Annotated in this window: 25 protein-coding genes and 1 pseudogene; 17 read left to right on the plus strand and 9 right to left on the minus strand. The window is 64.4% G+C overall.

All coding sequences use genetic code 11. From position 1 onward, the window contains the following. Positions 1-179 precede the first annotated feature (179 nt). Positions 180-1814 carry an acetate--CoA ligase gene (locus ACSFC5_RS01040; RefSeq protein WP_440763413.1) on the plus strand — a complete coding sequence of 545 codons (1635 nt, stop codon included), beginning with the start codon at positions 180-182 and terminating at the stop codon, positions 1812-1814. A 27-nt stretch (positions 1815-1841) separates the two neighbouring features. On the opposite strand, the gene ACSFC5_RS01045 is transcribed toward ACSFC5_RS01040, so the two are convergent. From ACSFC5_RS01045 to ACSFC5_RS01060, 4 genes are read right to left on the minus strand one after another with little or no spacing between them, the layout of a single operon-like run. Next, positions 1842-2231: a MaoC/PaaZ C-terminal domain-containing protein gene (locus ACSFC5_RS01045; protein WP_440763414.1), complete on the minus strand. Its 390-nt coding sequence runs from the start codon at positions 2229-2231 to the stop codon at positions 1842-1844. Positions 2232-2281: 50 nt separating this feature from the next. Continuing rightward, positions 2282-2698: an acyl-CoA thioesterase gene (locus ACSFC5_RS01050; RefSeq protein WP_440763415.1), complete on the minus strand. Its 417-nt coding sequence runs from the start codon at positions 2696-2698 to the stop codon at positions 2282-2284. Continuing rightward, positions 2682-3080, minus strand: a complete 399-nt coding sequence (locus tag ACSFC5_RS01055) for a Zn-ribbon domain-containing OB-fold protein (protein ID WP_440763416.1) — start codon at positions 3078-3080, stop codon at positions 2682-2684. The genes ACSFC5_RS01050 and ACSFC5_RS01055 overlap by 17 nt, the downstream gene beginning before the upstream one ends. Further along, positions 3077-4246, minus strand: a complete 1170-nt coding sequence (locus tag ACSFC5_RS01060; protein WP_440763417.1) for a thiolase family protein — start codon at positions 4244-4246, stop codon at positions 3077-3079. The genes ACSFC5_RS01055 and ACSFC5_RS01060 overlap by 4 nt, the downstream gene beginning before the upstream one ends. 120 nt (positions 4247-4366) lie before the next feature. Between ACSFC5_RS01060 and ACSFC5_RS01065 the strand changes: the two genes are divergently transcribed. Then, a complete protein-coding gene (locus ACSFC5_RS01065) occupies positions 4367-5221 on the plus strand; it encodes a 3-hydroxyacyl-CoA dehydrogenase family protein (RefSeq protein WP_440763418.1) in 855 nt (284 codons plus the stop codon). Positions 5222-5257: 36 nt separating this feature from the next. Here ACSFC5_RS01065 and ACSFC5_RS01070 read toward each other — a convergent pair whose 3' ends face one another. Beyond that, positions 5258-6433, minus strand: coding sequence for an acyl-CoA dehydrogenase family protein (locus tag ACSFC5_RS01070; RefSeq protein ID WP_440763419.1), 1176 nt, complete (start codon positions 6431-6433; stop codon positions 5258-5260). Positions 6434-6594: 161 nt separating this feature from the next. On the opposite strand from ACSFC5_RS01070, the gene ACSFC5_RS01075 reads away from it, so the two are divergent. Beyond that, a complete protein-coding gene (locus tag ACSFC5_RS01075; protein ID WP_440763420.1) occupies positions 6595-7383 on the plus strand; it encodes an enoyl-CoA hydratase/isomerase family protein in 789 nt (262 codons plus the stop codon). A gap of 51 nt (positions 7384-7434) precedes the next feature. Beyond that, positions 7435-8418 carry an LLM class flavin-dependent oxidoreductase gene (locus tag ACSFC5_RS01080; RefSeq protein WP_440763421.1) on the plus strand — a complete coding sequence of 328 codons (984 nt, stop codon included), beginning with the start codon at positions 7435-7437 and terminating at the stop codon, positions 8416-8418. A gap of 39 nt (positions 8419-8457) precedes the next feature. Here the strand turns inward: ACSFC5_RS01080 and ACSFC5_RS01085 are convergent, their stop codons facing one another. Further along, positions 8458-9210, minus strand: a complete 753-nt coding sequence (locus ACSFC5_RS01085; protein WP_440763422.1) for an IclR family transcriptional regulator — start codon at positions 9208-9210, stop codon at positions 8458-8460. A gap of 1327 nt (positions 9211-10537) precedes the next feature. Between ACSFC5_RS01085 and ACSFC5_RS01090 the strand changes: the two are divergent. From ACSFC5_RS01090 to ACSFC5_RS01140, 11 genes and pseudogenes are all read left to right on the plus strand, one after another. Then, a pseudogene (locus tag ACSFC5_RS01090) lies at positions 10538-11131 on the plus strand (IS6 family transposase); the annotation flags it as partial. A 58-nt stretch (positions 11132-11189) separates the two neighbouring features. Next, positions 11190-11351, plus strand: a complete 162-nt coding sequence (locus ACSFC5_RS01095; protein WP_440763423.1) for a preprotein translocase subunit Sec61beta — start codon at positions 11190-11192, stop codon at positions 11349-11351. 122 nt (positions 11352-11473) lie between these two features. Then, entirely contained in the window at positions 11474-12328 is an 855-nt protein-coding gene (locus tag ACSFC5_RS01100) for a VOC family protein (protein ID WP_440763424.1), read from the plus strand. A gap of 44 nt (positions 12329-12372) precedes the next feature. Then, entirely contained in the window at positions 12373-13002 is a 630-nt protein-coding gene (pdxT, locus tag ACSFC5_RS01105; RefSeq protein WP_440763425.1) for a pyridoxal 5'-phosphate synthase glutaminase subunit PdxT, read from the plus strand. A gap of 200 nt (positions 13003-13202) precedes the next feature. Beyond that, positions 13203-15269 carry a TRAP transporter large permease subunit gene (locus ACSFC5_RS01110; RefSeq protein ID WP_440763426.1) on the plus strand — a complete coding sequence of 689 codons (2067 nt, stop codon included), beginning with the start codon at positions 13203-13205 and terminating at the stop codon, positions 15267-15269. Positions 15270-15344: 75 nt separating this feature from the next. After that, positions 15345-16310 (plus strand): acetamidase/formamidase family protein, encoded by a 966-nt coding sequence (locus ACSFC5_RS01115; RefSeq protein WP_440763427.1) that lies wholly within the window; start codon positions 15345-15347, stop codon positions 16308-16310. A gap of 275 nt (positions 16311-16585) precedes the next feature. Further along, complete coding sequence (locus ACSFC5_RS01120) at positions 16586-17728, plus strand: bacterio-opsin activator domain-containing protein (protein WP_440763428.1); 1143 nt, start codon at positions 16586-16588, stop codon at positions 17726-17728. 46 nt (positions 17729-17774) lie between these two features. Beyond that, positions 17775-18107, plus strand: a complete 333-nt coding sequence (locus ACSFC5_RS01125) for a HalOD1 output domain-containing protein (protein ID WP_440763429.1) — start codon at positions 17775-17777, stop codon at positions 18105-18107. An 82-nt stretch (positions 18108-18189) separates the two neighbouring features. Continuing rightward, positions 18190-18657: a bifunctional nuclease family protein gene (locus ACSFC5_RS01130; RefSeq protein ID WP_440763430.1), complete on the plus strand. Its 468-nt coding sequence runs from the start codon at positions 18190-18192 to the stop codon at positions 18655-18657. Then, a complete protein-coding gene (gene hisE / locus ACSFC5_RS01135; RefSeq protein WP_440763431.1) occupies positions 18658-18942 on the plus strand; it encodes a phosphoribosyl-ATP diphosphatase in 285 nt (94 codons plus the stop codon). Between the two features lie 528 nt (positions 18943-19470). Continuing rightward, positions 19471-19818 carry a four-helix bundle copper-binding protein gene (locus ACSFC5_RS01140; RefSeq protein WP_440763432.1) on the plus strand — a complete coding sequence of 116 codons (348 nt, stop codon included), beginning with the start codon at positions 19471-19473 and terminating at the stop codon, positions 19816-19818. Positions 19819-19956: 138 nt separating this feature from the next. On the opposite strand, the gene ACSFC5_RS01145 is transcribed toward ACSFC5_RS01140, so the two are convergent. Together ACSFC5_RS01145 and ACSFC5_RS01150 are read right to left on the minus strand one after the other, a co-directional pair. After that, complete coding sequence (locus ACSFC5_RS01145; RefSeq protein WP_440763433.1) at positions 19957-20370, minus strand: DUF5518 domain-containing protein; 414 nt, start codon at positions 20368-20370, stop codon at positions 19957-19959. Positions 20371-20435: 65 nt separating this feature from the next. Continuing rightward, the gene (locus tag ACSFC5_RS01150; RefSeq protein WP_440763434.1) at positions 20436-22640 is read right to left on the minus strand and encodes a PAS domain-containing sensor histidine kinase; all 2205 of its coding nucleotides are present in this window, start codon (positions 22638-22640) and stop codon (positions 20436-20438) included. 116 nt (positions 22641-22756) lie between these two features. Between ACSFC5_RS01150 and ACSFC5_RS01155 the strand changes: the two genes are divergently transcribed. Beyond that, positions 22757-23752 carry an NOG1 family protein gene (locus ACSFC5_RS01155; RefSeq protein WP_440763435.1) on the plus strand — a complete coding sequence of 332 codons (996 nt, stop codon included), beginning with the start codon at positions 22757-22759 and terminating at the stop codon, positions 23750-23752. 61 nt (positions 23753-23813) lie between these two features. Continuing rightward, positions 23814-24158, plus strand: coding sequence for a hypothetical protein (locus tag ACSFC5_RS01160; protein WP_440763436.1), 345 nt, complete (start codon positions 23814-23816; stop codon positions 24156-24158). Positions 24159-24315: 157 nt separating this feature from the next. Here the strand turns inward: ACSFC5_RS01160 and ACSFC5_RS01165 are convergent, their stop codons facing one another. Beyond that, positions 24316-25608 carry a TIGR00341 family protein gene (locus ACSFC5_RS01165; RefSeq protein ID WP_440763437.1) on the minus strand — a complete coding sequence of 431 codons (1293 nt, stop codon included), beginning with the start codon at positions 25606-25608 and terminating at the stop codon, positions 24316-24318. Between the last annotated feature and the right edge of the window lie 116 nt (positions 25609-25724).

Genomic DNA, 25724 nt, shown 5'->3' on the forward strand with positions numbered 1-25724 from the left:
CCGGAGCAGCGACCGCGTATCGTGTTAAGTGTTCTCGTTGACCATGTCGAGAGCAACGAGCACGCATCGGACGAGTTCGACGAACGCCCACCGATCGTCGGCGCGTCGGGGAGATTGGCAGCGGCAAGAACGGCGGAAACAGCAAAACATTAAAGCGGATATGGTATGATTGGTCGAGTATGGGTGTGGATTACGATACCATAGTCGAGTCGTTCGAATGGGACATTCCCGAGTCGTACACGATCACGTCGACCGTCGACGACCACGCGTCGTCGTTCGGCGATCGGGTCGCCATCAAGTTTCTGAACGCGGACGGCCACCGCGAGGAACGGACGTACGCCGATCTCCGGGACGAGATGTATCGGTTCGCGAACGGGCTCGAGGAACTCGGCGTCAGCCAGGGCGACCGCGTAATGCACCTACTGCCGCGGCATCCGGACGTGTTCGCCGTCCAACTGGGCGCGCTCGCCACCGGATCGCTGCTGGTCCCCTGTTCGTCGATGCTGCGAGCGAAGGACATCGAGTTCCGCGCGAACGACTGCAACGCCACGACGATCGTCGTCCACGAGTCGCTCATCGATATGGTCGAGCCGGTGCTCGAGGAGACGCCGCTCGAGCGCGTGATCGTCCTCGACGGCGACGAGAGCGACTTCGACGACGATCGGTGGTCGACCGTCCAGTCGGTTACCGACGGCCAGTCGGCCGAGTACGACGGTCCCAACCTCTCCTCGGAGGATCCGATGTCGATCAACTACACCAGCGGGACGACCGGCCAGCCGAAACCGGTCCTGCACAAACACCGCTGGCAGTACTGCTTCAACCAGGTCAACGCCCCCTACTGGTGGGGCGTCGACGGGGACACCGACCTCGAGGACGAACTGCTGTGGGCGACGACCGGCACCGGCTGGGCGAAGTGGTTCTGGAGCCCCGTCGGCGTCGGCCTGACGACCGGTGCGACCCAGCTCATCTACGACGGCGATTTCGAACCCGACGTCTTCCTCGAGATCCTCGCTGACGAAGGCGTCACCAAGCTCTGTGCGGTTCCCACCCAGTACCGGATGTTCGCGAACGCCGATCTCGAGTCCTACGACGTCCAGTTGAACGACACGCTCTCGGCCGGCGAACCGCTCAACCGCGAGCCGATCGAGCGCATTCAGGACGCCTGGGGCGTGACCCCGCGGGACGGCTACGGCCAGACCGAGACCGTCGCCCTCGTGACGAACTACCCCGGTATCGACGTCAAGGAGGGGAGCATGGGGAAACCGACTCCCGGCGTCGGCGCGACGATCATCGAGATGGACGAGGAGAAGGAGGTCGAACCCGGGGAGATCGGCGAGATCGCCGTTCCCGTCGATTCGCCGGCCATCTTCGACGGCTACTACGAGAAGCCCGAACTCGACGAGCAGAAACTCTCGGGCGAGTACTACCGAACCGGCGACCTGGCCTCTCAGGACGAGGACGGCTACTTCTTCTTCGAGGGCCGGGCCGACGACATCATCATCTCCGCGGGCTACCGCATCGGTCCGTTCGAGGTCGAAGACGCACTCGTCAGCCACGACGCCGTCGCCGAAGCGGCCGCGGTCGACAGCCCCCACGACGAACGCGGCAGCGTCGTCAAGACCTACGTGATCCTCGCCGAGGAGTACGAGGGGAGCGAGGAGCTCAAAAACGAACTCCAGGAGTTCATGAAAGCGGAGACGGCTCCCTACAAGTACCCGCGCCGCATCGAGTTCGTCGACGAACTTCCCAAGACCTCGAGCGGGAAAATCCGCCGAATCGAACTCCGCCAGCAGGAACAGGAGAAGTACAGCTGATCGCGACCAGCAACTGAACTCAGCCGCTCACTCCTTCCAGATCAGTCCCGCTATCTCGCCCTCGAGAACGATTTTGCCGTCACCGTTCGTACAGACGACGCTGCTCTCGATCTCGTAGCGATCGTCGCGTTCGTCCACCGAGTCGTTTCGCAGGGTGCAGGCGATTCGATCGCCCGTGTACACCGGCCGGACGAACTCGAGTTCCATTCGGCGCGCGAGATAACTGAGATCGCCGCCGATCTTCGTCGGGAGGCTCGCGGTGAGAAGGCCCTGAACCACCAGTTCGCCGTCCTCGTTCGGTTCCGTGTGAATCGCCTGCTGATCGCCCGAGAGCTCGCCAAATTCGCGAACCTCCGCGACCGTGAACGTCCGCTCGTACGTGTACTCCTCGCCCGCTTCCGGAACTGACGTCGACATGGTCGTTCGTTCTCGTCGAACCGATTTCAAGCTACTGCCGATCGAATGGATCAGGCGTCGCCACGGGCGCGGATGCAGTCGCGAATCTCGTCGGGCAGCGGCGTCGCCTCGAACGAGTCGTCGACGAAGACGAACGACACCTCGCCCTCCGCGGCGCGTTCGTCGTCCGCCGCGCGGGTGATCGCGAACGCGAGCGTCAGCGAGGACGTTCCGCTGTCGACGACGGTCGTCTCGAGCAGCGCCTCGTCGCCCGCCCGAAGCGGCGAGTGGAACGAGGCCGACGCCTCGACCGCGGGAAGGACGTATCCGGCCCGCCGGTACCGCTCCATCGGGTGTTCGCCGTCGGTGGCGAGCCTGAAGTAGTCGTTCAGCCCCACGATCACGAAGTGGAAGAATCGCGGGTAGTAGATGAGCCCGCCGGCGTCGGTGTCGCCCCAGTCGACGGTGATCTTAGTCGTGTGTGCCATCGGTCGGTCGGAACGTGATCGTTCGGTCGTCGGTCGTCTCGCTCGGTTCGACGGTCGCCGTGACGGCGTCTCCGATATCGACATCGGCTGGACCGACGCCGCGGAGGATTCCGGTCAGCCTGACCGGTCCGAACGCCGCGAGCGCCGTCACGTAGGGCGCGTCGTCGTCGAACGCCGGCGTCGGCACGGTGACGGTCGTGTGCGTGACGATCTCGCCCGTCTCCGGCAACGGCAACGTCTCGAGGTCGCGATCTCCGCAGTGGGGACAGACCCGTCGCGGCGGGAGCGTCCCGTGGCCGTTCGCACACTCGTAGTAGTAGCCGTCGCCGGACTCGAGGGCCTCGAGGAACTCGTCGTAGCCGGCGTTACGAGAGTCGCTCACGCGACCACCTCCATCACGTGAACCGTCGCACTGGCGACCGTCCCGCCGGCGTTGTGGGCCAGCCCGACGGTGACGTCGTCGTCGACGGCGTCCGACCGGGGATGGGTTCCCTCGAGCAGCGTCCTGACGGCCGCGATTTGGGCGGCGCCGGTCGCCCCGACGGGGTGGCCCTTTGCCTTCAGTCCGCCCGAGAGGTTCACCGGCAGCGCGCCGTCGCGGCGCGTCTCGCCGCGGCGGGCCGCGCCAAGGGCTTCACCGTAGCTGTACAGCCCCAGTCCCTCGAGCGCGAGCACCTCCGCGATCGTGAAACAGTCGTGGACTTCGGCGATACCGACCTCGTCGGGGGAGATCCCGGCGTCGTCGTACGCCGCTTCGGCGGCCTCGCGCGTGCCGGGCGTCTTCGCGAGCGACTGGCGATCCTGCAGCGCCATCGTGTCGCCGCCGTGGCCCGACCCCGTGATCGCGACGCCCGAATCGAGCCCGTGCTCGGCTGCGTATGACGGAGAGCAGAGGACGACGGCGGCAGCGCCGTCGCTGATCGGGCAGGCGTCGTACAGCCCGAGCGGTGCGGCGATCTCCGGGGCCTCGAGGACGTCGTCGACGGTGATCTCCTGGCGCAGGTGGGCGTGGTCGTTGACGAGCGCGTTCTCGTGGTTCTTGACCGCGACGTGGGCGAGGTCCGTCCGGTCGCCGCCGTAGGCGTCGAAGTAGGCTCGAGTCAATAGGGCGTAGGCTGCCGGGAAGGTAACGCCGGCCCGTACTTCGAAAAGGTCGTCCGCCGCGCGAGCCAGCCCGTCGGTCGCGCCGGCGGTCCCCATGTTGCTCATTCGTTCCATCCCGCCGGCGACGACCACGTCGGCGTCGCCAGCCCGAACGGCGCGGACCGCGTCCCGAATCGCGACGCCGCTCGAGGCGCATGCGCTCTCGACCCGTCTCGCTGGCGCGGTCGTGCCGAGGGCCTCCGCGACGAGCGGTCCCTGGTGTCCCTGGCGCTCCGAGAGCGTGCCGACGAAGTTGCCGTAGAACACCTCGTCGACGGCCGCGGATGTGAGCCCGGCGTCGTCGAGCGCGGCGAGTCCGGCCTCCGCGAACATGTCCCGTCCGGTTCGGTCCGGAAACGATCCGAACGCAGTCGTCCCTGATCCGGCAATGAATGCCTTCGTCATTAGCTACCACGACACGATTGCACAGACGGGATTAAATGTGTATCGACAGCGCCTCGGCGCACGGAACAACCGTCGCTCGAGGCGCTACACTTATCAGCGTGGTCGAAACACCTTCTCTCGATGGTCGACAAAACGATCGACCGCGTCGGCGTCGTCGGCGCGGGAACGATGGGCAGCGGTATCGCACAGGTCGCCGCCACGCACGGCTACGACGTCGTGATGCGGGACATCGAACAGGAGTTCGTCGAGAGCGGCTTCGAGACGATCGACGACAGCCTCGGGCGTCTCGAGGGACGCGACTCCCTGCAGGAGGAGCCCGACACCATCCGGGAGCGAATCGACGGCACGACGAGTCTCGACGACCTCGCCGACTGTGATATCGTGGTCGAGGCGGCGCTCGAGAAGCTCGACGTGAAGCGGGACATCTTCGCGGACCTCGAGGAGGTCTGTGACGAAGACTGCGTGCTCGCGACGAACACGAGCACGCTTTCGATCACCTCGATCGCGGGCGACCTGGACGCGCCGGAGCGCGTGGTCGGGCTGCACTTCATGAACCCCGTGCCGATCATGGAGGGCGTCGAGGTCGTCGTCGGCGAGAAGACCGACCCGGAGATCGTCGCGTTCGCCCACGAGTTTTCCGAGGATCTCGAGAAGACGACCTGGGAGGCAGACGACAAGCCCGGCTTCGTCACGAACCGCATTCTGATGCCGTGGATCAACGAGGGGATCCGCGCGTTCGACGAGGGCGTCGCCACGAAGGAGGACATCGACGCGGGCATGGAACTCGGTACGAACGTTCCGATGGGGCCGCTGACGCTCGCGGACCACATCGGGCTGGACATCTGCCTGCACGCGACCGAGACGCTATACGAGGAACTCGGCGACCGCTACAAGCCCGCCTACCTCCTCAAGCGGAAGGTTGAAGCGGGGGATCTCGGGAAGAAGACCGGCGTTGGCTTCTACGAGTACGACTAGGCTCGTTCGCTCGAGTCCGAATCGCCGACCGAGAACCTACCGCTTCAGGTGCCGGGCGATGATCTTCTTCTGGATCTCGGAGGTGCCCTCGTAGATCGTCGTGATCTTGGCGTCGCGGTAGTAGCGCTCGACGTCGAAGTCCTTCGTGTAGCCGTAGCCGCCGTGGATCTGGACCGCCTCGCTCGCCACGTCCACCGCCGTTTCGCTGGCGAAGTACTTCGCCATCGCGGCCGCCTTCGGTGCGACGCCACCCTCGTTCTGGCGCGCCGCGTCGCGGGTGAGCAGGCGGGCCGCCTGCACGTCCGTCTGCATGTCGGCGAGTTTGTGCCCGATCGCCTGGTGTTCGACGATCGGCTTGCCGAACTGCTCGCGGTCGTGCGCGTAGGTGATCGAGTCGTCGAGCGCCGCCTGTGCGACGCCGACCGCCTGACTCGCGATCGCGACCCGACCGCCGGTGAGAATCGAGAACGCGGAGCTGAGCCCCTCCCCGACCTCCGTCAGGCGGTTCTCGGCCGGAATGCGAACGTCGTCGAAGATGAGCGTCGTCGTGTCGCTCGCGCGCAGGCCGAGTTTGTCCTCCTTCTTGCCGACCTCGAGCCCCTCGACGTCCTTCGGGACGAGGAACTGGGTGACGGTCCCGGGATCGTCGCGGTCAGTTTTGGCGAAGAGGATGACGACGCCCGCGCGCTCGCCGTTCGTGATCCACTGCTTCTTGCCGTTGATCACGTACTCGTCGTCCTCTCGAGAAGCCTCGGCTTCTCGAGGATCAGCCGAGGTCTCCTCGGCGGAGTCGAGGCGGGCTTCGGTCGACAGTTCGGCGGGGTTCGAGCCGGCGTGGGGCTCCGACAGCGCGAACGCGCCGACCGGCCGGCCCGACACCATCTCCGGGAGCCACTCCTCGCGGTGTGCCTCCGAACCGAACTGCCGGATGCAGGAGGTCGCGAGACAGTGGACCGAGAGCGCCGTCGCGACGGCGAGGTGGCCGTACGCGAGCTCCTCGTTGACGATGCTGTACGTGAGCGTGTCGACCTCGAGTCCGCCGTACTCCTCGGGGACAGTCAGCCCCGTGAGATCGAGTTCAGCGAGGCCGTCCCAGACGTCCTCTGGGAACGCCTGGCTCGCGTCCGCCTCGTCGACGTCGACTCCGACCTCGTTCTCGACGAACTCCTGTACCGTGTTCCGAATGAGCTCCTGTTCGTCTGTCAGCGTCATTACCTCCCTCTTCTCGAGGCTGCTACTAAAGTGTGTGATTCGACAGCCGTCGGATACGTCCCGAATGTGGAACCTCGAGCGAGGTGCGAGAAGGTGGCTCGGACGGTGAGCGCCGGGTGAACGGAATCGTTAACCGGAATTGTGTCGAACCGGCCGCACACATGGACGATTACGACAACCTGCTCGTCGATCGGACCGACGGCGTGGCGACGGTGACGCTCGACAGCGCGGCCGGCCGGAACGCGCTGACCCTCGAGATGGCGAACGAACTGGTCTCGGCGGCGACGACGCTGGGCGAAGATCCGGACGTTCGGTGTATCGTGCTAACCCACGAGGGCGACTTCTTCGGTGCGGGCGCCGACCTCTCCCAGTTTTCGGGCGACGAGTCCGACGCACCGCTGCTCCGCGAACTGGCCGGCCGCGCCCACGAGGCGATCATCCAGTTCCACCGGACTGAGACGCCGGTCGTCGGGGGTATCGACGGCGTCGCGGCCGGAATCGGCTTCAGCCTCGCGCTCATGCCCGACCTGGTCGTCCTCGGCGACGGCGCGACCCTCACATTCGCCTATCCGGGAATCGGACTGACCGGTGACGGCGGATCCACCTTCTTCCTGCCGCGACTCGTCGGGCTTCGAACCGCGAAGGAGATCGTCCTCCGAGATGAGCCGATCGCGCCCGAGGAGGCCGTCGAAATGGGGCTCGCGACCGAAGCCGTCCCCAGCGACGAGTTCGAGGAGCGACTCGAGACCGTCGCCGCAGAGATCGCCTCCGGCCCGACTCAGGCCCTCGGAGCGACGACGCGGCTGCTGACCGATAGCTACGAGCGGAGTCTCGAGTCCCAACTGTCCGCGGAGGCGGACACCATCGCGGGCGCGACGCGGACGGTAGACTACGCGCGAGGGCTCGACGCCTTCTTCGGCGACGGCGATCCAGAGTTCGTCGGCCGGTGACGAATCCGCGCCGCGGAATGATTTATGGGACCGAGTCGCAAATAGGGGGGTATGCATCTCGGCCTGGTAATCCCGCGAACTGGCGCACACGACCCGACCGACCTCGCGATCGACGCCGAAGCGCAGGGGTACGACTCCGTCTGGATGGGCGAACTCTGGGGGACGAGTTCCGTTGTCAAACTCTCGGAGATCGCCGCTCGCACTGACAGCGTCGAGATCGGCACGGCGATCGTGAACGTCTTCTCGCGGACGCCGGCCGTGCTCGCCATGACGGCGGCGACGCTCGACGACGTCTCGGACGGACGGGCATCCTTCGGCGTCGGAACGAGCACGCCGACGGCTGTCGAAAACGTCCACGGCATGCCGTTCGAACGCCCCGTTCGCCGCTCGCACGAGACCATCGAAATCGTACAGGAGATCCTGACGGGCGAGGAGTCCGTCGACTACGAGGGCGAACTGCTCGAGGTAAACGGCGTCCCGCCCATCGACAGGGACGTGCCGATCTATCACGCGGCGCTCGGCCCGGCGAATCGACGGGTCGTCGGCCGGCTCTGTGACGGCTGGATGCCGCACAACATCCCGTTCTCGGCGCTCGACGAGGCGTTCGAGGTCGTCGAGGAGACCGCACGAGAGGCGGGGCGCGATCCGGACGAGATCACGATCGCGCCGTACGTCCCCGCCGCCGTGAGCGACGACGCCGAGGAGGCCTACGACGCCGTTCGCGGACACATCGCCTACTACGCCGGCAGCGCGGACGGCTACCGGAACGCGGTCGGAACCCGGTTCCCGGATCGTGCGGACCGCATCGCCGAGGCGTGGGGAGCCGGCGACCGCGGGGAGGCCGCCGGGCTCGTGACGGACGAGATGGTCCACGACCTGGGTGTCGCCGGGACGCCGTCGGACGCCCGCGAACAGCTTCGCGAACTCGTCGACGAAAACGCGATCGATCGGCCGCTGCTGACGATCCCGGAGCAGGCCGCGGACGATCTGGCCGAGGGAACGATCAAGGCGCTCGCGCCGGTTTCGGACTCGTAATCGAACGACATCGAATCGCCAATAGCTCTCGCGGTGCCGTCACACGTAATCCAAGTTCACCTGCGTCACGTTCGCCGCCCGCTGGACGACGTCCGCGATTTCATCCCGGCGTCTCTCGTCGATCCGGCTCTGGGGTCCGCAGACGCAGATCGCCCCCCGCACCCGATCGCTCTTGTCGAAGATCGGTGCGGCGATACAGACCATGCCCGCGATCCGCTCGCCCTCGTCGACCGCGTACCCCCGTTCGCGGATCGTCTCGAGTTGCTCGAACAGGATATCGGGATCGGAGATCGTCCGGGAGGTTAGTTCGACGAGCCCCTGTCGATCGATGATCGATTCGACGCGGTCGGTCGGCATGGAGGCGAGCATCGCCTTCCCCGGGGCCACCGCGTGCATCGGCATTCGCGCTCCCGGATACGCGAACAGGTTGACTGCGTCTGACCCCTCCTGGACGGCGAGGATGACGGCCTGATCCGCCTCCTCGATAAAAAGCGTCGCGTGTTCATCGGTCTCCTCGGCGACGGTCTCGAGTTCGTCGCGAACGGCTTTGAACACCTCCAGTCGGTGTCGCTGCCGGTGACCGACCTCCAGAAACCGCGTCGTCGTCTGGTACTCCTTGCCCTCCATTCGTACGTAGCCCGTTTCGACGAGCGTCTGCAGGTGATCGTGAGCCGTACTCACCGGCATATCGACGCGCTTAGCGAGTTCCGAGACTCGCCCCCCACCGTTCTCTGCGAGTTCGTCGACGAGTGCGAACGCCCGTTCGACCGACCGGTTCGATGTCCGTCCCATACTGACCGACCACTATCGCCACCCACAGAAGTGTTTCGACTCTCCCGGATAGATTTTCGAACAGACGGCGAACCGATTCGTTGTCGACGGCACGGGAACCGAAGATGACCACGTCCGACCCTCGGTCATACTCCGGTGAGAGGCTAGAAAGTAGAGGTTTTCGTGAATGTGCTATGCTAACGTGGAACGATGACGGAAACGGCTGTTTCGAAAGAGTCGGATCTCCTTCCATTGGATATATTATATTAACACCATATTATTGGCCTGTCGTTCGTTCGGAACGGAAGTTGATATCCCGCTCGAGACCGCGAACGTGGCTATACGAGGGAATACTCCGACTGTTTTACCAGTACGTGCTCCCAAGGGCCACGTCAACGCCTCTTAACGTAGTTCCGGGAGAACCGGAACACGTTCCACGTCGAATACGACCTGAATCTGGGGAATCACCCATAGAAGCCGTCCCTCGAGCCAATTTTCGATTGACGGGGAGTTTCGACCTGCTCGGAATAGGTGGTGCTATGCCGGATGAGTGGAGATAGTGGACCGGTCCGCAGCAATGATTTACAGACGTACATTCGTAATATTCTGTGGTCGAGTGAGGAACGGAGCCGGCCCGAAACCGATACCCGACTGAATGCGGTTGAACAGTTCTCTCCGATTTTCGCGAGAGATCAGTGATCACGGATTCAGTTCCATCGAAAGTGTTGTCGGAGACCGAATCGAATAGTGGGTTCTCCGCGGGAGACTGTTCCGCAGTATCACAAACCCCTTTAAGTTTTATTACTACCTATATGCCCAGATGTTCCGACATGCTCAGTACGCTATATCGACTAGTTACGTTTCAACAGTAGCCCAAACCGTACTATTCAAAATAACATGTGGCGAAAAGCGACCCACTACTATAATTATGCCTTATTTAATACTCTATAACTATAATTCTTCAGACTAAGTTTTGAAATATATTTCGAGTTTCACGGGGAAGCGACGCTACTGAGCGCCTGGGACACGAACACGGCGTAGCTACGAGTTGATGGTGCCTCGAGAAATCGCACACATACCGCGATCGAGAAATAACATATCAACTATGATTAACTCCCGTATAGAAACGCGATAGACGTTTACTAACGAATTACGTCCTGGTGTCTCGGACGACAGTCCGACATCGAAGACAACTCTGACGAACGAATCGACGGCCGAGGCGCGCTGGCGAGAATCGTCATGGTCGCTCTCTTTAGGCCCGTATTTAGGTGAGGGTGAAAAGTGAGGCGGTACGATTTTGTGCTGGTCTACGGCAAAAATCAACCGTCTCAACGGTTGTAGCGACTAGATTGATTTGAGTTTTGTGGAGCGAGAACGGACACCGCGTCGGCTGATGGATCTCGGTATTCGGTTCCATCTTGCTGGATTATCGCTTTCGAATACTGTTCGAGAACTCGAGAAGTTCGGTGTCGAGCGATCGCGCAATGCTGTTCACGATTGGGTACGGAAAGCCGATCTACAGCCAGTAACTGACGCGACTCCGAATCACGTTGCGCTCTACGAAACCGCGATTCGAATCGATGATCATCAGTATTGGCTGTACGCTGCAGTCGATCCTGAAACGAATATAATTCACCATATACGGCTGTTTCAAACGGCCACAACCGCATTGACTGAACGCTTTCTGCGAGAATTAACCGAGAAACACGATGTCGAAGACGCTGTATTTCTCGTTGACGGAACACAGCACCTTCAGACAGCACTCCGCCGACATGGGCTCCGATTTCGATACGAAACACATGCAAATTGGAACGCTGTTGAACGTATCACTTGAGAGGTAAAATAACGCACCTCTTCGATCTCAAACTACTTGAGTCACGTCAGACCATCAACCGCAGAATCGTGGCTCCAAGCCTTCGCCGTCTGGCACAGTGCTACAAACGAAACACGACCCTCTCTAGGGACGAAAGATTTAGTTCCGTCCGCTCGTAGTATCGGGTATGGATAAAGGACAGAACACTGGCGGACTGATGTCCAGCGCCGGACTCGTTCGGTACTTCGACTCGGAGGACTCGAACTCGATCAAGATCGATCCCAAAACGGTCATCGCGACCGGCGTCATGATCGGCGTGCTGGTTCAGCTGCTGACGTTCGTCGCGTAACCAACTGGCCCGCATTTTCACATCCGATCGACGGACACGAATAGCGACTGTTCTGTCGGTATCGCCGTTGGCGGTACGAGTACAGTCAAGCCGCATATATGCTAACGGTTCGTATCGAGTGTATGACCGACTCTATCGGCCTTCTTCCGGACTCGACCCGACTCGGCCGGACGGCACTGACCGTCGGTGACGAGTCGGCGGTAGTCGACTTCTACCGGGATGTCGTCGGACTCGAGGAACGCTCTCGAGACGGGCCGACGACGCTCGGCGTCGACGACACGCCGTTGCTCGAGAGCCGACACGAGGCGGACGCAGCGCCGCGTCCCCGGGATGCGACCGGCCTCTTCCACAACGCGTTCAGAGTACCGACTCGCGCGGCGTTGGGTGACGCGCTCGCGCGGATTCGCGACGGCTGGGAGCTTACCGGGGCGTCCGACCACGGCGTCAGCGAGGCGCTCTACTGTACCGACCCGGAGGGCAACGGTGTCGAGATCTACCGCGACCGGCCCCGAGAAGACTGGCCGCACGACGACGACGGAACCTTCCAGATCGGCTCGTGGCCGCTCGACCTCGAATCGCTCGCAGCGGCTGCGAACGACGATCCGGCGGCGACCGCCCCAGCGGGGACCGTACTCGGGCACGTCCACCTCGAGGTATCGTCGCTCGAGCGCGCCCGCGAGTTCTACGCTGACACCCTGGGATTCGACGTGATGGATGCGGCACCGTCGGCACTGTTTCTCGCCGCGGGCGGCTACCACCACCACTTAGGGTTGAACACCTGGCACCGGCGATCGACTCCGACGACGGCGAATCACCGCGGACTCGCGTGGTTCGAACTCGTCGTGCCCTCGAGCGACGCGCTCGAGACGGTCCGTCGGCGACTCGAGGTCGGCGGCGTTTCAGTCGCCGACCGCGACGAGGGCTTCGAGATCGCTGATCCCGATGGGATCACTATTCGCCTCGTCGCCGAGCCGTAGCCGGGGTCGCGACCTTTTTGGCGCCCCCATCCATAGGGCGGGGCATGTCACTGACCGCTGGCGTCGTCGCCGTCCAGGGCGACGTCGAGGAACACGCGGCCGCCATCGAACGCGCGGCGCAGGCCCACGACCGCGAGGTCACCGTCCGCGAGATCCGCGACTCGGGAATCGTCCCCGACTGCGACCTGCTCGCGATGCCCGGTGGCGAGTCGACGACTATCTCCCGACTCCTCCACAGCGAGGGGATTGCCCCCGAAATTCGCGCGCACGTCGACGCCGGTAAACCGCTACTCGCGACCTGCGCCGGCCTGATCGTCGCCTCGAGCGACGCGGGGGACGACCGAGTCGCCGAGCTCGGACTGATCGACGTGAGCGTCGAACGCAACGCCTTCGGCCGTCAGCGAGACAGCTTCGAGGCTCCGCTCGCGGTCGACGGGCTGGCCGACGACGAGCCGTATCCGGCGGTGTTCATCCGCGCGCCGGCTATCGACGACGTCGGCGACGGCGATGCGACGGTGCTCGCATCGTGGGACGGCCGTCCCGTCGCGGTCACACAGGGATCGGTCGTCGGAACCGCGTTCCACCCCGAACTGACACCCGACAGCCGCATTCACGGCCTCGCGTTCTTCGAGAACGAAAGCGCTGACGTCCCCGAACTCGAGGAAGCGGCCTGAAGCAACTGGTCCGATCAACGACCGTCGATAGCCGATAGACTACACGATATTTTTGAAAAATTCCGATCGTAGTTCCCTATCTCGTAGAAGAGGTCGAATAGGCACACTAGGCCAACATAACACAATATAATTTGGGAAAATTTTATATATTTGTAATAATAAAAGTTTGGCATGATGGTTGAGAAGCGGAACCCGATCCGATGTCAATCGAGGCGTCCGGTCTGCTCACTGTCCGCGACGGGAACGGGGGACGACCGATCGTGACCGCCTCGAGCGAACCCGAGTACGCGGGCTCCGCGAGTCGGAACGGCGAGCGATCGATCGGAACGCTCGCGGTGACCGTCGCGGCCGGCTGTTTCTGGGCGCTACTGCTGTATGCGTCCCACCCGGAACTGGTTCCCGTCGGTCGAGACGGGACGTTCCCACGGATGGAGTTCGCGGTCCTCTTCCTCGGGGGCGTCCTCACGTTCTACGCCATCGACTCGTGTCGCCGCGCGTATGCGGCCGGTGACCACCGGGAAGCGAGGGCATTGGCCGTCGCCGCGGGCGTCGCCCTCCTCGGGTCGCTGTACGTCTATCGAAATCAGATCGAGCTCGCCTATGGAGCCGAACTGCCGCTGAGCGCGACGGTCGCGGCCGTCGCCCTCCTCGGCCTCGTGTGGTTCTTCGCGTGGCGAGAGTTCGGCCCCGTCCCCGCCGGACTGGTCGGTCTCGCGCTCGCGTACGCCCTCCTCGGGGTCGGCCTGCCCGAACCGCTCGGACACGAGGGACTCGCGGTCGAGCAGTTGGCGCTGACTGTCGCGATCGACGGCGGCGTCCACGGCCGGTTCGTCCAGACGACCGGACTCCAGATCGCGCTCCTCGTGTTGTACGCGGCGCTCGTGGTCGGCTACGGTGGCGTCGAGACGCTCCGATCGATCGCCGCCGCCGCGTCGTCTCGACTCGGGACCGTTCGGACGTGGGCGGTCGGCTCGGCGCTGCTCGCCTCGGTCAGCGGCTCGTACCTGGCGAACGCCGACCTGCTGCGGTCGCGGTCGGTGCCGGCGCTGTCGGAGCTGGGACTGAGCGACCGAGACGCCGCCGGGATCGAAGCGGCCGCGTCGACGATCGGCCAGGTGCTGCCGCCGACCGTCTTCGTCGCTGGCTTCCTCGTCACGTCGCTCGTCCCGGACCTCACGCTTGCGGACGTCGTCGTCGCGGGGCTGCTCCCAGCAGGAATCGCCGTGGGCTGTTTCCTCGTCGCGCTCCGATACGTCCCGTTCGACGTGGATCGGCGAGCGACGGCGACCGACTCGAGTCGATCGGTCGACGGAGCCGAAGCGAATCGGAACGCGGACTCGACCCGTCCGCGTCGAGCGCTCGTGATCGACGGACTTCGATTCGGCCTCCCGCTGGTCGCGTTCGTCGGCCTGTACTACGGCGACGTCGCCGTTTCGATAACCCAGATGCTGGTGTGGTCGGTTCTCCTGCTGGTCGCTCTCGGACTCCTCGTCCCCGTCGTCCGGAGCGCGACCCGCGAGCGAATAACGGACACGCGGCATCGCCGACCGGTCGCCGCGCTCGAGGACGCGGTCGGCGACACCGCCCGCGGGCTTCGGCTGGGGGCGCTGGTGCTCGCTCCCGTCGTCATCGCCGTCGCCGCGATTGCTGTCGTCATCGACCTCCTGATGGCCGTCGAGGCAATGGAACTGCTCTCGACCTACGACACACCGCTCGAGCGGTGGCCGCTGGCCGTCGTCGGCGTCGCGCTGATCGTCGCCGCCGTCGGGACCGCCGGCCTTCCGACGACCGTGGGCGCCGCGCTCGTCGGAACGCTCGCCGTCGTCGGGGCCGGGCCGGCGTCGAACCTGTCCGCATTCTTCGCCACGCTCTACGCGGCCGTCGCGGCCGGCGTCGCGCCGCCGGTCGCCGCCGCCGCGGCGCGGACCGCTCGAGCCGGTTCGGTGGATACCCGGTCCGTCTCGCTGACTGCGATGCGACTGCTCGCGCCGGTGTACGTCCTGCCGTTCGCGGTCGTCTCCCACCCCGAACTCGTCTCGCCGTCGCCGTCGCTCGAGAGCCTCGCTACGGGCGTGCTCACACTGATCGGCGCGCTCGCCGTCGTCTACGCGGCTAACGCACCGATTTCGCGGCCGCGACGGGGCCGGTGGCTCGTCCGCGCTGTCGCGGGCGCGCTCGGCGTCGTCGCGATGGTGTACCCGACGACTGCGATCCAGTTCGTCGCCGCTGCGGCGATCCTCGGGCTGGCCACCGTTCGGCTACGGTGAGCCTCAGGGGCGACCGCGGACGGACGATCGGATCGGAGACTGTTTTATCCCGTCTCGCGCTGAGAATGAGAACGAATGTCGAACGAGAGCGCTTCAGTGGATCACGAGATCGATGCCGACGACGATACCGTTCACAGCATGTGGGACAACAGTCTCGAGCCGGTACGGACGGTCGAACCCGGCGATGTCGTCCAATTTACGTGCAGAGACTCGACCGACGGACAGATTGGTCCCGACTCGACAGTCGCCGACCTCGCCGACCTCGACGTCAGCCGCGTCCACGCGCTGACCGGACCCGTCGCGGTCGAGGGTGCCCAGCCGGGCGACGTCCTCGAGGTCGAACTGCTCGACCTCGAACACGAGGGCTGGGGCCACTCGGTGGTCCTTCCGGGCGAAGCGGAGCTCGGGCTCCTGTCGGACGAGTTCCCCGAACCGGACCTCCACGTCTGGGACCTCGAGGACGGCGTCGCACAGTTCGTCGACGGGATCGAGGTCCCGCTGGATCCGTTCCCCGGCGTCGTCGGCGTCGCCCTCGACGAGGACGGCAGCCACGAGACGTTCCCGCCGCGGTCGGTCGGCGGGAACATGGATATCAAACAGCTGACGGCGGGGTCGACGGTCTACCTCCCCGTCGCGGTCGACGACGCGCTGTTCAGCGTCGGCGACTGCCACGCCGCACAGGGGGACGGCGAAGTCTGTGGGACCGGGATCGAGGCGCCGATGAGCGTCACCTGCCGGTTCGACCTGCGATCCGACCTATCCATCGAGCAACCGCAGTTCGAGACCACGGGTCCGTTCACCCCGACCGGTCGAGACGAACCGATGTACGGGACGACGGGGATCGCCGACGACCTGATGGAGGCGAGCAGGGCGGCCGTTCGGTCCATGATCGACCATCTCCAGGAGGAACGCGGACTCGACCGGAGCGAGGCCTACATCCTGTGTTCGGCGGTCGTCGACCTGAAGATCAACGAAGCCGTCAACGCCCCGAACTGGGTCGTCTCCGCGTACCTCCCGCAGAGTATCTTCCCCGACGAGTAGCGGTCGACGGTGGGGAGCGACGATCCCGTTCGACGGTTCGATGAATCCGGTCGAGACGGTCCGGCGAACTCCCTCCGGGTATCGGACCAGTGGTACGCATTTACCCGTCGACACCGTAGTAGCGATATGAACCGGTACCGATCCGTCGGAGCGTCGATCGATCGCCGCGGTGTACTCGGACGACGACCGGCACCCGGCTACCGACGCGACGGACGGAGCGACGCGCGAAGCGACCGCCTCGAGGTGCGGCAGCGGAGCGTCGAGCGGGTGGTGCGATGACGGATTCGTCAACGGGGACGGTTCAGGGCGACGAACCGTCCGACCACGAGCAACCCGAGCGCCAACGCACACCCCCCGAGGAGGTCGCACGACAGGTGTTCGACGTGAGTCCGGTCAGCACGATCGTGGTCGATTCGACGGGAATAATCGCCTTCGCGAACGACCGCGCCTCGGAGACGCTCGGGCTCGCGAACGAACGGCTTACCGGCCGACCGTACGATCCGTCGGAATGGCCAATCTACGACGACGACGGAGCGCCGATCGCCCCGAACGAGCACCCCATCACGCGTACCTTCGAGTCGGCCGAACCGGTGTACGGGTTCGAACACTGGATCGAGCTCCCGGACGGCTCCGAGCGATGGTTCTCGAGCAGTACGTCACCCGTCTTAGACGACGAGGGGGCGGTCGAGCACGTTGTCGTCGCGTTCGAGGACGTGACGGCGTTAAAACGCCGCGAGAAGCGGTTGACCAGCGACCACGTCCGACTGCTCGAGTACCGGGCCGACGAGTCGGCCGTCCCGCCCTCTCTCCGCGTCGACGACGGCGAAACGCGAATCGAGATCGACTCTATCGTCTCGCTGCCGGACGGGACGACCGTCCAGTACATGGGGACGGCGGATCTCTCCGCGAGCGAGTTCGTGACCGTCGTCGAAGAAGTCCCCCACTACCTCGACGCGCGGTTGCTCAGTTCGATCGGCGGCTACAGCCGCATCGAAGCCCACGCGGAATCGACGACGGTCTCGCACGTCTTTCAGTCCCTCGGCGGTCAGGCCCGCACGATCATCGTCAGCCCGAACGAGGTCCGGTTTCGCGGCGAGCTTCCCGGCGACGTCGATCCCCGTCTGGCCGCGGACGGCATTCGGGAGTTCCACCCCGAGGTCGAACTGGTGTCCGAAAGGCTCGTCTACTCGCCGCATCTCCTCTACGACGTCGTCGCCGACGCGCTCACCGACCGACAGCTGTCCGCGCTCGACGCCGCCTACTTCGGCGGCTACTTCGATTCGCCGCGAGCCAGTACCGGCGACGAGCTCGCGAACCGGTTCGGCGTCACGCGACAGACCTTCAACCAGCACCTTCGCAAGGCACAGCGAACCGTCTTCCGTCACCTCTTCGAGAAGTCCGGCGCGGACGCACGCTGACTGGTCAGCATACCCTCTTAGGCCACTGTCCGTTCTAGCGAGAGCAATGAATGAGAACACGAGCCACACCGGTTCCACCCCTTTCCGACCGACCGGTGACGACAGTACCGGCTACGATCCCACGACGGGAACGTTCCACAGGGAGTTCGATATCGATTCCGAGACGGTGCTCAGCGCAGTCGTCGAAACCGTGGGTGCGGTGACGAACCGCGACCCAACCGCGATGACTGCGCTGTACGAGATGGTCGATCCCGAAGCGCTCGGCGCCCTCCTGCGATCGACTCGAGACCGCCCCATCGAGATCTCCTTCTCGTACGAGCGCTGTCAGGTGACGGTCTCGAACGACGGGCGCGTCGTCGTCGAACCGCCGACGAACTGACCCGATCCTCCCGACGGCGACGATATGGCAGCATGCATTCGCGACCGGACGTGTTTTCTCGCTCGCTCGCAAGGGTATCGGTATGCAGGCATCCATCGACGCGGTTCGTGTCGCGGGGACCCCGCAGGGACCGGTGCCAGTGGTCGTCCTCAAGGTCGACGGTGAAGACGACGTCGTCCCGATCTTCATCGGCTTCAACGAGGCGACGAGCATCGCCCGCGGTCTCGAGGCCGAAGATATCGGCCGCCCACTTACCCACGACCTCCTGCTCGACGTCATGGAGGAACTGGGCAGTCGGATCGACCGCGTCGTCGTCAACGAGATCAAAGAACGCGACGACGGGCAGGGCGGCACCTACATCGCCGACCTCCACCTCGAGACGGCGCGGGGCGAAACCGTCGTCGACGCCCGACCGAGCGACTCGCTCGCGCTCGCGGCCCGGACGAACGCCCCCATCGAGATCACCGAGGCCGTCTTCGAGGACGGCCGAGACGATAGCCAAAAGTTCGAGCAGTTAGAAGACATCCGCAGTATGTCGGGTGAGATGTAGATGGACCAGACGCTCGAAGAGCTGTTCGCCGTGATCGAGGATCGCAAGGAGACGCTACCAGAGGAGTCCTACACCGCCTCGCTGTTCACGCACGAGAAAGGCGAGAACGCGGTGCTCGAGAAACTCGGCGAGGAGACGACCGAACTCGTCCTCGCGGCGAAAGACGACGACCGCGACGAGATCGCCTACGAGGCCGCAGACATCGTCTACCACCTGCTCGTGCTGCTCTCGATGAAGGAGATGGAACTGGAGGATCTCGAGGCGGAACTCGAGGCGCGGCGCTGAAGCGGACGGCTCGAGCCGTCGGTCGATGAAATGGAAGCCGCGAACCGTGCGACGCTAACGCGGGAATTGCGAATTGGACGCCGATGACACGGAGCAGTGCTGCTGTATTTGTGAGCAATTGTCATGGAGTCGACGTCGAGCGACGCACGTCCGCGATCGCCGTCGCCGAGGCGGCCTATCCGGACTAGATGGCGTGGGCGCGGTGCTCGAAGAGTCCGGGAAGGAAGAGTACGACATCGATCACCCGAATGCGGGCGATCTCGTGCTGGTCACGGATCGAGACGCGTGATTCCAGTACCACTGGTGGGACGAGCGAGAGAACGCACCGCCGTATGCGACCGACGTGACGCCGACGGTCGTAGACGCGCTCAGGTTGAACACCGAGACGCTCCGCTAACAGGTACGGATCGGCGTTTGCGATGCGGTCGGTGGGACGCCCCGGCCGTTCGCTCCCGCTTGGACCGCCCCCTGTCGCCCTTGCAGTCGCCCGTTACACTTTGATGGCGACGTTCGATGTGGGTTCATGCGATGGCGGTACAACAGATCGACCACGCGGACGACCACATGCAGGAGTGTATCGACAACTGCCTCGAGGCTGCCCAAGTCTGCGAGTGGTGTGCCGACGCCTGCGCGGACGAGGGCGAAGGGATGGCCCGCTGCATCCGCCTCTGCCGGGACGTGGCGGACGTCGCCTCGCTGCACGCGCGATTTATGGCCCGTAACTCGGGCTACCACCAGGAACTGGGCGAACTCTGTGCGGACCTCTGTGAGGAGTGCGCCGAAGAGTGCGAACAGCACGATCACGACCACTGTCAGGCCTGTGCCGAGATCCTGCCGAAGTGCGTCGAGAGCTGTCGAGAGATGGCGTCGGCTTGAACCGTCGTCTTCTCTCACCGGTGGCGCTGTTGGGTCAGTTGGCAATCCGAACGAAACGGGAGAGCGGCGCGCGCTCGGTCGAGACGGGACACAGTAGCGGGATCGAGCCGTCGGCTGCCGGCGTTCGTCTCGCCGAGATCAGTACGTGTTTCGTCCGCCGCGACCGGGTCGGTCGGGACGGTCGGGGTTGAGCACGCCACCGATCGCCCCCGCGATGGCGCTCTCGATCGCCATAATGAACGAGACGAGCACGGCGATTGCGAAGATCCCGAGGCCGGCGATCCCGGTAATCGCGCCGCCGATGGGACCGCCCGCCCAGCCGGCGATGCCGACGACCAGAGCGATCAACAGACCCCCGACGATGCCGCCGAGGGCACCGGCGAGCAATCCATGCCAGAAGCCGCGCCCGAGGCCGCCGCCGGCCATGTAGCCGGCGACGAAGCCACCGATCAGTCCCGCGGCGAGTTGCCCCAGTCCGGGCAGGGCGAGCCCGAACAGTCCGAGCACGGTCGCGACGAGGAAGCCGACGAGAACCGCACGCCAGTTCGTCATACTCGAGTATACGCGAGCAGCGCGGATATACTGTTGGCCGGAGGTAGCTGGTGCGTATCGCGACCTCATCGAAGACCGACGATTTCGAACCTCGCACCGCCCTCGTCGCTCTCCTCGATCGAGAGATTCCAGCCGTGCGCGTCGATGACGTCCCGGATGATCTTGAAGCCGAACCGGACGTTGGCGCCGGAGCTGTCGCCCTCGAGCAACCGCTCTCGCTGCTCGGGGTCGATCCCGGGACCGTCGTCGGCGATGTAGAAGCCGCCGTCGATTGCGCCGACACGAACGGAGACGTCCGCACCGCCGTGTTCGATCGCGTTTCGGAACACGTTCTCGAACAGCTGCTGGAGCCATCCCAGATCGGCGGTAATCGTCCGATCGGACTCGACCCGTAGCGTCGCCTCGCGCGTCTCGATCGACGACCACGCCTCGCTGGCCAGCTGCTCGAGTTCGGCTGATTCGAACTCGTTGACTCCCTGGCCAGTTCGTGCGAGCGCGAGCAAGCCATCCATGATCGACAGCGCCCGTTCGACGCCCTCCTCGACGTCAGAGAGATACTCCAGGTCGTCGGTTTCGCGCGTAAGTTCGGCGTACCCCTTCGCGACGGCGAGGGGGTTCCGAAGGTCGTGTGCGAGGACGTTCGAAAACTCCTCTAACCGCTTATTCTTCGTCTGAAGCTGTCGCTCCCTGTCGACTCGGTCGATCGTCCCCTGAATCATCGCCCCCAGGATCGTCGCGAACTCGAGGTCGTGTTCGTCGAACGTGCGGGTTTCGGTCGAGCCCGCGAGCAGGACCCCGTGTTCGCCGAGCGGGACGACGATCTCGCTCTCGATCGAAGTCTCCGGGTTCAACACTTCCGGATCGGAACTGATGTCGCTCGAGGCGTACAGTTCGCCCGTGGTGAACACCCGCCAGGCGATCCCCGACCCGCGGGGGATCGCCGTTTCGCCGAACAGATCGGTCGCTTCGTCGGTCATCGTGAGCGGTCGGAGCACGTTGCCCGCCTCGTCGAGCGTCAAGATGGCGGTGATCGGCTGGTTCAGCACCGATTCCGCGACGGAGACGGCGACCGAGCCGACCGACTCCATCGTCTCGCACTCGAGCAGCCGCGGCCCGGCTTCGGCGAGCGCCTGCATGCTCTCTTCGCGCTCTTTACGCTCGGTGATCTCGGTGGCGATCCCGTAGATGGCGTACGGTTCGCCGTCGGCGTCGAACAGCGGCGCTCGGACGTTGAAGAAGACCCGACGCTTGCCCCTAATACGGAAATCTTCGACGTACTTGTTCGCCTCCCCACTTTCGAGCACCTCGCGATCCATCTCGTTGATCTGCTCGACGTTGACCGCCGGATGGATGTCCTCCGTTCGCTTCCCGAGTATCTCCTCGCGCGGCTGGTCGAATATCTCCTCGAACGCCGGGTTGACGTAGAGATATCGTTGCTCGAGATCCTTCATGTAGACGACCGCCGGTGTGTTGTCGAGGATAACCTGCAGTTGGTCGCGCGTGCTCCGCAGTTCCTCGGTCGTCTCTCGCATCTCTGTGATGTCTCGGGAGATAATGACGAACTCGCGGCCGTCATCATCCGATCCGGTAGGGGTGTCGGTCGGGAGCGACTGGCCGACCGCCTCGAGCGAGATCCACGAGCCGTCCGCGTGCCGGAATCGGAACACGGCACGGCCGATACGGTTCGTTTCGGATGTGACGACATCGAAAAATATCTCGGCAGCGCGGTTCGTGTCGTCCGGGTGGATGTAGTCGAACGCGTACTCGCCGACGAGTTCGTCCTGCCCGTAGCCCAGAATGTTGCTGATCGACGGACTCTGATACTGGACGAGACCGTTCTCGTCGAGGACGGTGACGAGATCCGACGCGTTCTCGATGAGACCGGAGAAGTGGGTGGCTCGTTCCCGTGCGGTCGACAGTTCCGTCGCCCGCTCGACCGCTCGGCGGAGACGAGCGACGACGAGCGACGGCGCCGAGACGAGTCGGTCCTCGTCCACCCAGTCGTCGACGGGACGCAACTCGGCTATCGCTCCGTCCTCGAACTCGTCGTTGCGACCGCCGATCACGTGAACGACGGGGACGGCCGGCCACTCCGAACGAATTCGATCGATCACCGTCGAATCGACGCTGTCGTGATAGAGCACGCAGTCGACCGATTCCGTCTGGGTCCATTCGTCCCCGTCTGTCGGGTCCACGACGGTGATCGTTAGCTCGCGGCGCTCTCGTCCGAGCGAGTGGACTCGCTCCGCCGCCTCGAGATCGCCGGACACGAAACAACGAACGTGCATGCATCAGCTAAAGAGTCGAACGGGATATAATCCCCGCGGCCGATTTCCATCGGCACGTAACGAACGGCCTTTTATGATCGGGGGATCTAGTGCAGGGTATGATTTTCGAAGACCTTCCGACAACGCCCACGTCGGAAGAGCTGATCGATAAGGCGTTTTCGCGGGCATCCCGGTCCGGGAAGGCCAAAGGCGGGCTCGAGGCCCAGCAGTCAATGCTTCAGGTGGCGGCGAACATCATCTCCGACAACTTGGAGAACGTGGTCACGGCGTGGCCGGACTTCGCGTACGAGGACGACGTCCACCCCTTCTACTACGAACTCGCCGACGCGATCGTCGACGTGGACAGGCTTCGCCAGAGCCTCTCGGAAGTGATGTGGGCCAGCCGGAAGGCCCGCGAGATCCACGAGGAGTACCAGCCGAAGCTCCGGAAGACGGACGTCGACACGGCCCGCAAACACCGAAAGCAGGCCTTCGCTCGCCTCGCGGACATCGTCGAGCAGATCGACGACGAACTGATCTACATCAACAAGTCCCGGAACGACCTGCGGGACTTACCCGAGATCAACCCCGAGGAGCCGACGATCGTCGTCGCCGGCTACCCCAACGTCGGGAAGTCATCGTTCGTCAACGACATCACCAACGCCCGCGGCGAGACGGCGTCGTACCCGTTTACGACCAGAGGGATCGGCCTCGGCCACTTTGAGCGCGATCGCGTCCGCTATCAGATCGTCGATACGCCCGGCCTGCTTGACCGACCGGCGGACGAACGCAACGAGATCGAATCCCAGGCCGTCAGCGCCATCGAGCACCTCGCCGACTGCATGCTCGTGATGATCGACCCGAGCGCCGAGTGTGGCTACCCCCTCGAGTCCCAACTCGAACTCCGCGACTCCATCGCGGCGCAGTTCGAGGACGTTCCCGTGCTCACGATCGCGAACAAGGTCGACCGCAAGGAGGTCTGGGACGACAGCCTGATCGACGAGATGGCCGCCGATTACGCCATGAGCGTCGAGACCGGCGCGGACGTCGAGACGGTGGTCGAAGCGGCCATCGGGGCGATCGACTACGAACCCAAACTGCCGTTCGACGAGTGACAGTGCCGTCGGATTTGCGAACCGACAGCGATACCGGCGGGCGACCCGAACCGAGACAGCGATGAAGGGACCGGGTATCTTCTGGATGCTCCAGACCGCCGCCGGGCTCTCGATGGCCGGCCCGATGTTCGTCGTCGGCTTCGAGTTTGTCCGGGGCGGTCGAATCGCCGCCGGAATCGGCTTCTTCGCGCTCGGAGTGGTGGCGCTGTACTTTCCGACGTATCTCATCAACCGCATCGGCGGCCCGAGAACGTGGATTCGGCGGCGGTTCGGCCGCGGCGACTCGAGCGATAACGAGGACCGGAGCGATCAGTCCGAACGCGAGTCCGCCGCCGCGGCCGAGCCGACGGACGCGGCCGACGGAACCGACCGAAACGCGACGATGCTCGATCGACTGCGGCGATAAGTTCGTCTGGGGCAGATCTGACACTCGCTTGCCTCCTCGTGCGAGCGACTCAGCCGCTCGAGCGGCTCCTCGCGGTTCCGAACGCGTGATCAGAACGCCTCGGCAACGCGTTCGCGTCGACGCGTATCCGAGAGCAGATCGCGGAAAAACGGGACCCTCAGCGCTCCGTGATCCCGACGGATCTGATCTCGACGCCGACCGGGTCGTCGGCGTGCTGGTTGATCCGCTCGTGTAACGTATCAGCTAGCTCCGGGGGGATTTCCCCCTGGGGTCCCCCGATCGTGAGGGTCACGCGCTCCGGGCTGACGAACGGATAGTCGTCGTCCATAACGACCTCGAACTCGAGGAGCTGATACTCGGCGAACTCCCCCTCCGAAAGGACCATTTCGACCTCGCCCCGGGCGTTCTCCTCGAAGGTCGCGACGGCGAACGAGGAGTAGGTGATGGCGCCGAGGAACACAGCGAAGACGAGGACGATCACGGCCAGTCCGATCACTCGCCTGCGGACGCGTTCTTCCGTCTTTCCGATCGAGAACAGATTCTCCGGTCGGTAGCCGGCCCACCACAGCGTCAGGAGTCCGGCGAGGTTCACCGAGAGGACGTTGACCAGCACGAGCGCCGTGGAGCCGATCGCGGCCGACGGCTGGCCCCAGGCGATGGCGATGCCGGCCGCCGCGGCGGGCGGAATCAACGCGGCCGCGATCATCACCCCGACGAGGGCGACGGAGGTCCCCGTCGCGATACTGATGATCCCCGCGACGCCGGCACCGAGAGCGATCGCGAGCGAGAGCAAGTCCGGCGCGAGTCGCTCGGAGATTTCGTCGACGCTGCCGATATCGAGCCCGGGCGGGACGATGTTCGTCACCCTGACCGTCCAGGCGAAAACCGCCGCTGCACCGATTGCGAGGACGATACCGATGATCTGATAGTAGAGACTGCTCTTGAACAGTTCCTCGTCGTCGATCACCGAACCGACGCTCAGTCCGAGCGCGGGCCCGATCAGCGGTGCGATCACCATCGAACCGACGACGACGGCCGGAGAGTTGAGGAACAGACCCGCCGTCGCGACGACGGCGCTGATGACCGTCATGATCGCGTAGACGGCAAACGTCGGCGTCAGCGAGTCCGCCTCCGCCTGGAGTTCCTGTCTCGAGATCCGGTCGCTCTCGACGTCGCCGTTCTCGTACTCCTCGCGAAGGGACTCGAAGCGCCGAGAGATGACCGTTTCCGCGTCGACGACGACCGTGTACGCGTCATCGTCGATGCCGGCGTCCTGTAGCTCGTCGAGAACGGGTTCGACCGCCGGTGACGGGAGCGGGAAGTAGATAACCGCCGTATAGTCCCGATTGCTGTTCTCGTCGGTGAGAACGTAATCGATCTCCCGATCCTCGAGCGTGTCGACGATCGTCTCTCGCTTACCGGTCGGAACCGTCAGCTGTACGAGCCGCACACCTCTGGCTGAGAACCTCGGGGGACATAACTTGGGGCGCTTTCGGCTCCCAGTCGGCGGCTTTCGCGACGAAGCGCCGGCGGACCCGACATCGGTGACGTGCCGAGAGATCCACA

It is taken from the genome of Natronorubrum marinum (genome assembly GCF_052040125.1).
GTDB lineage: Archaea > Halobacteriota > Halobacteria > Halobacteriales > Natrialbaceae > Natronorubrum.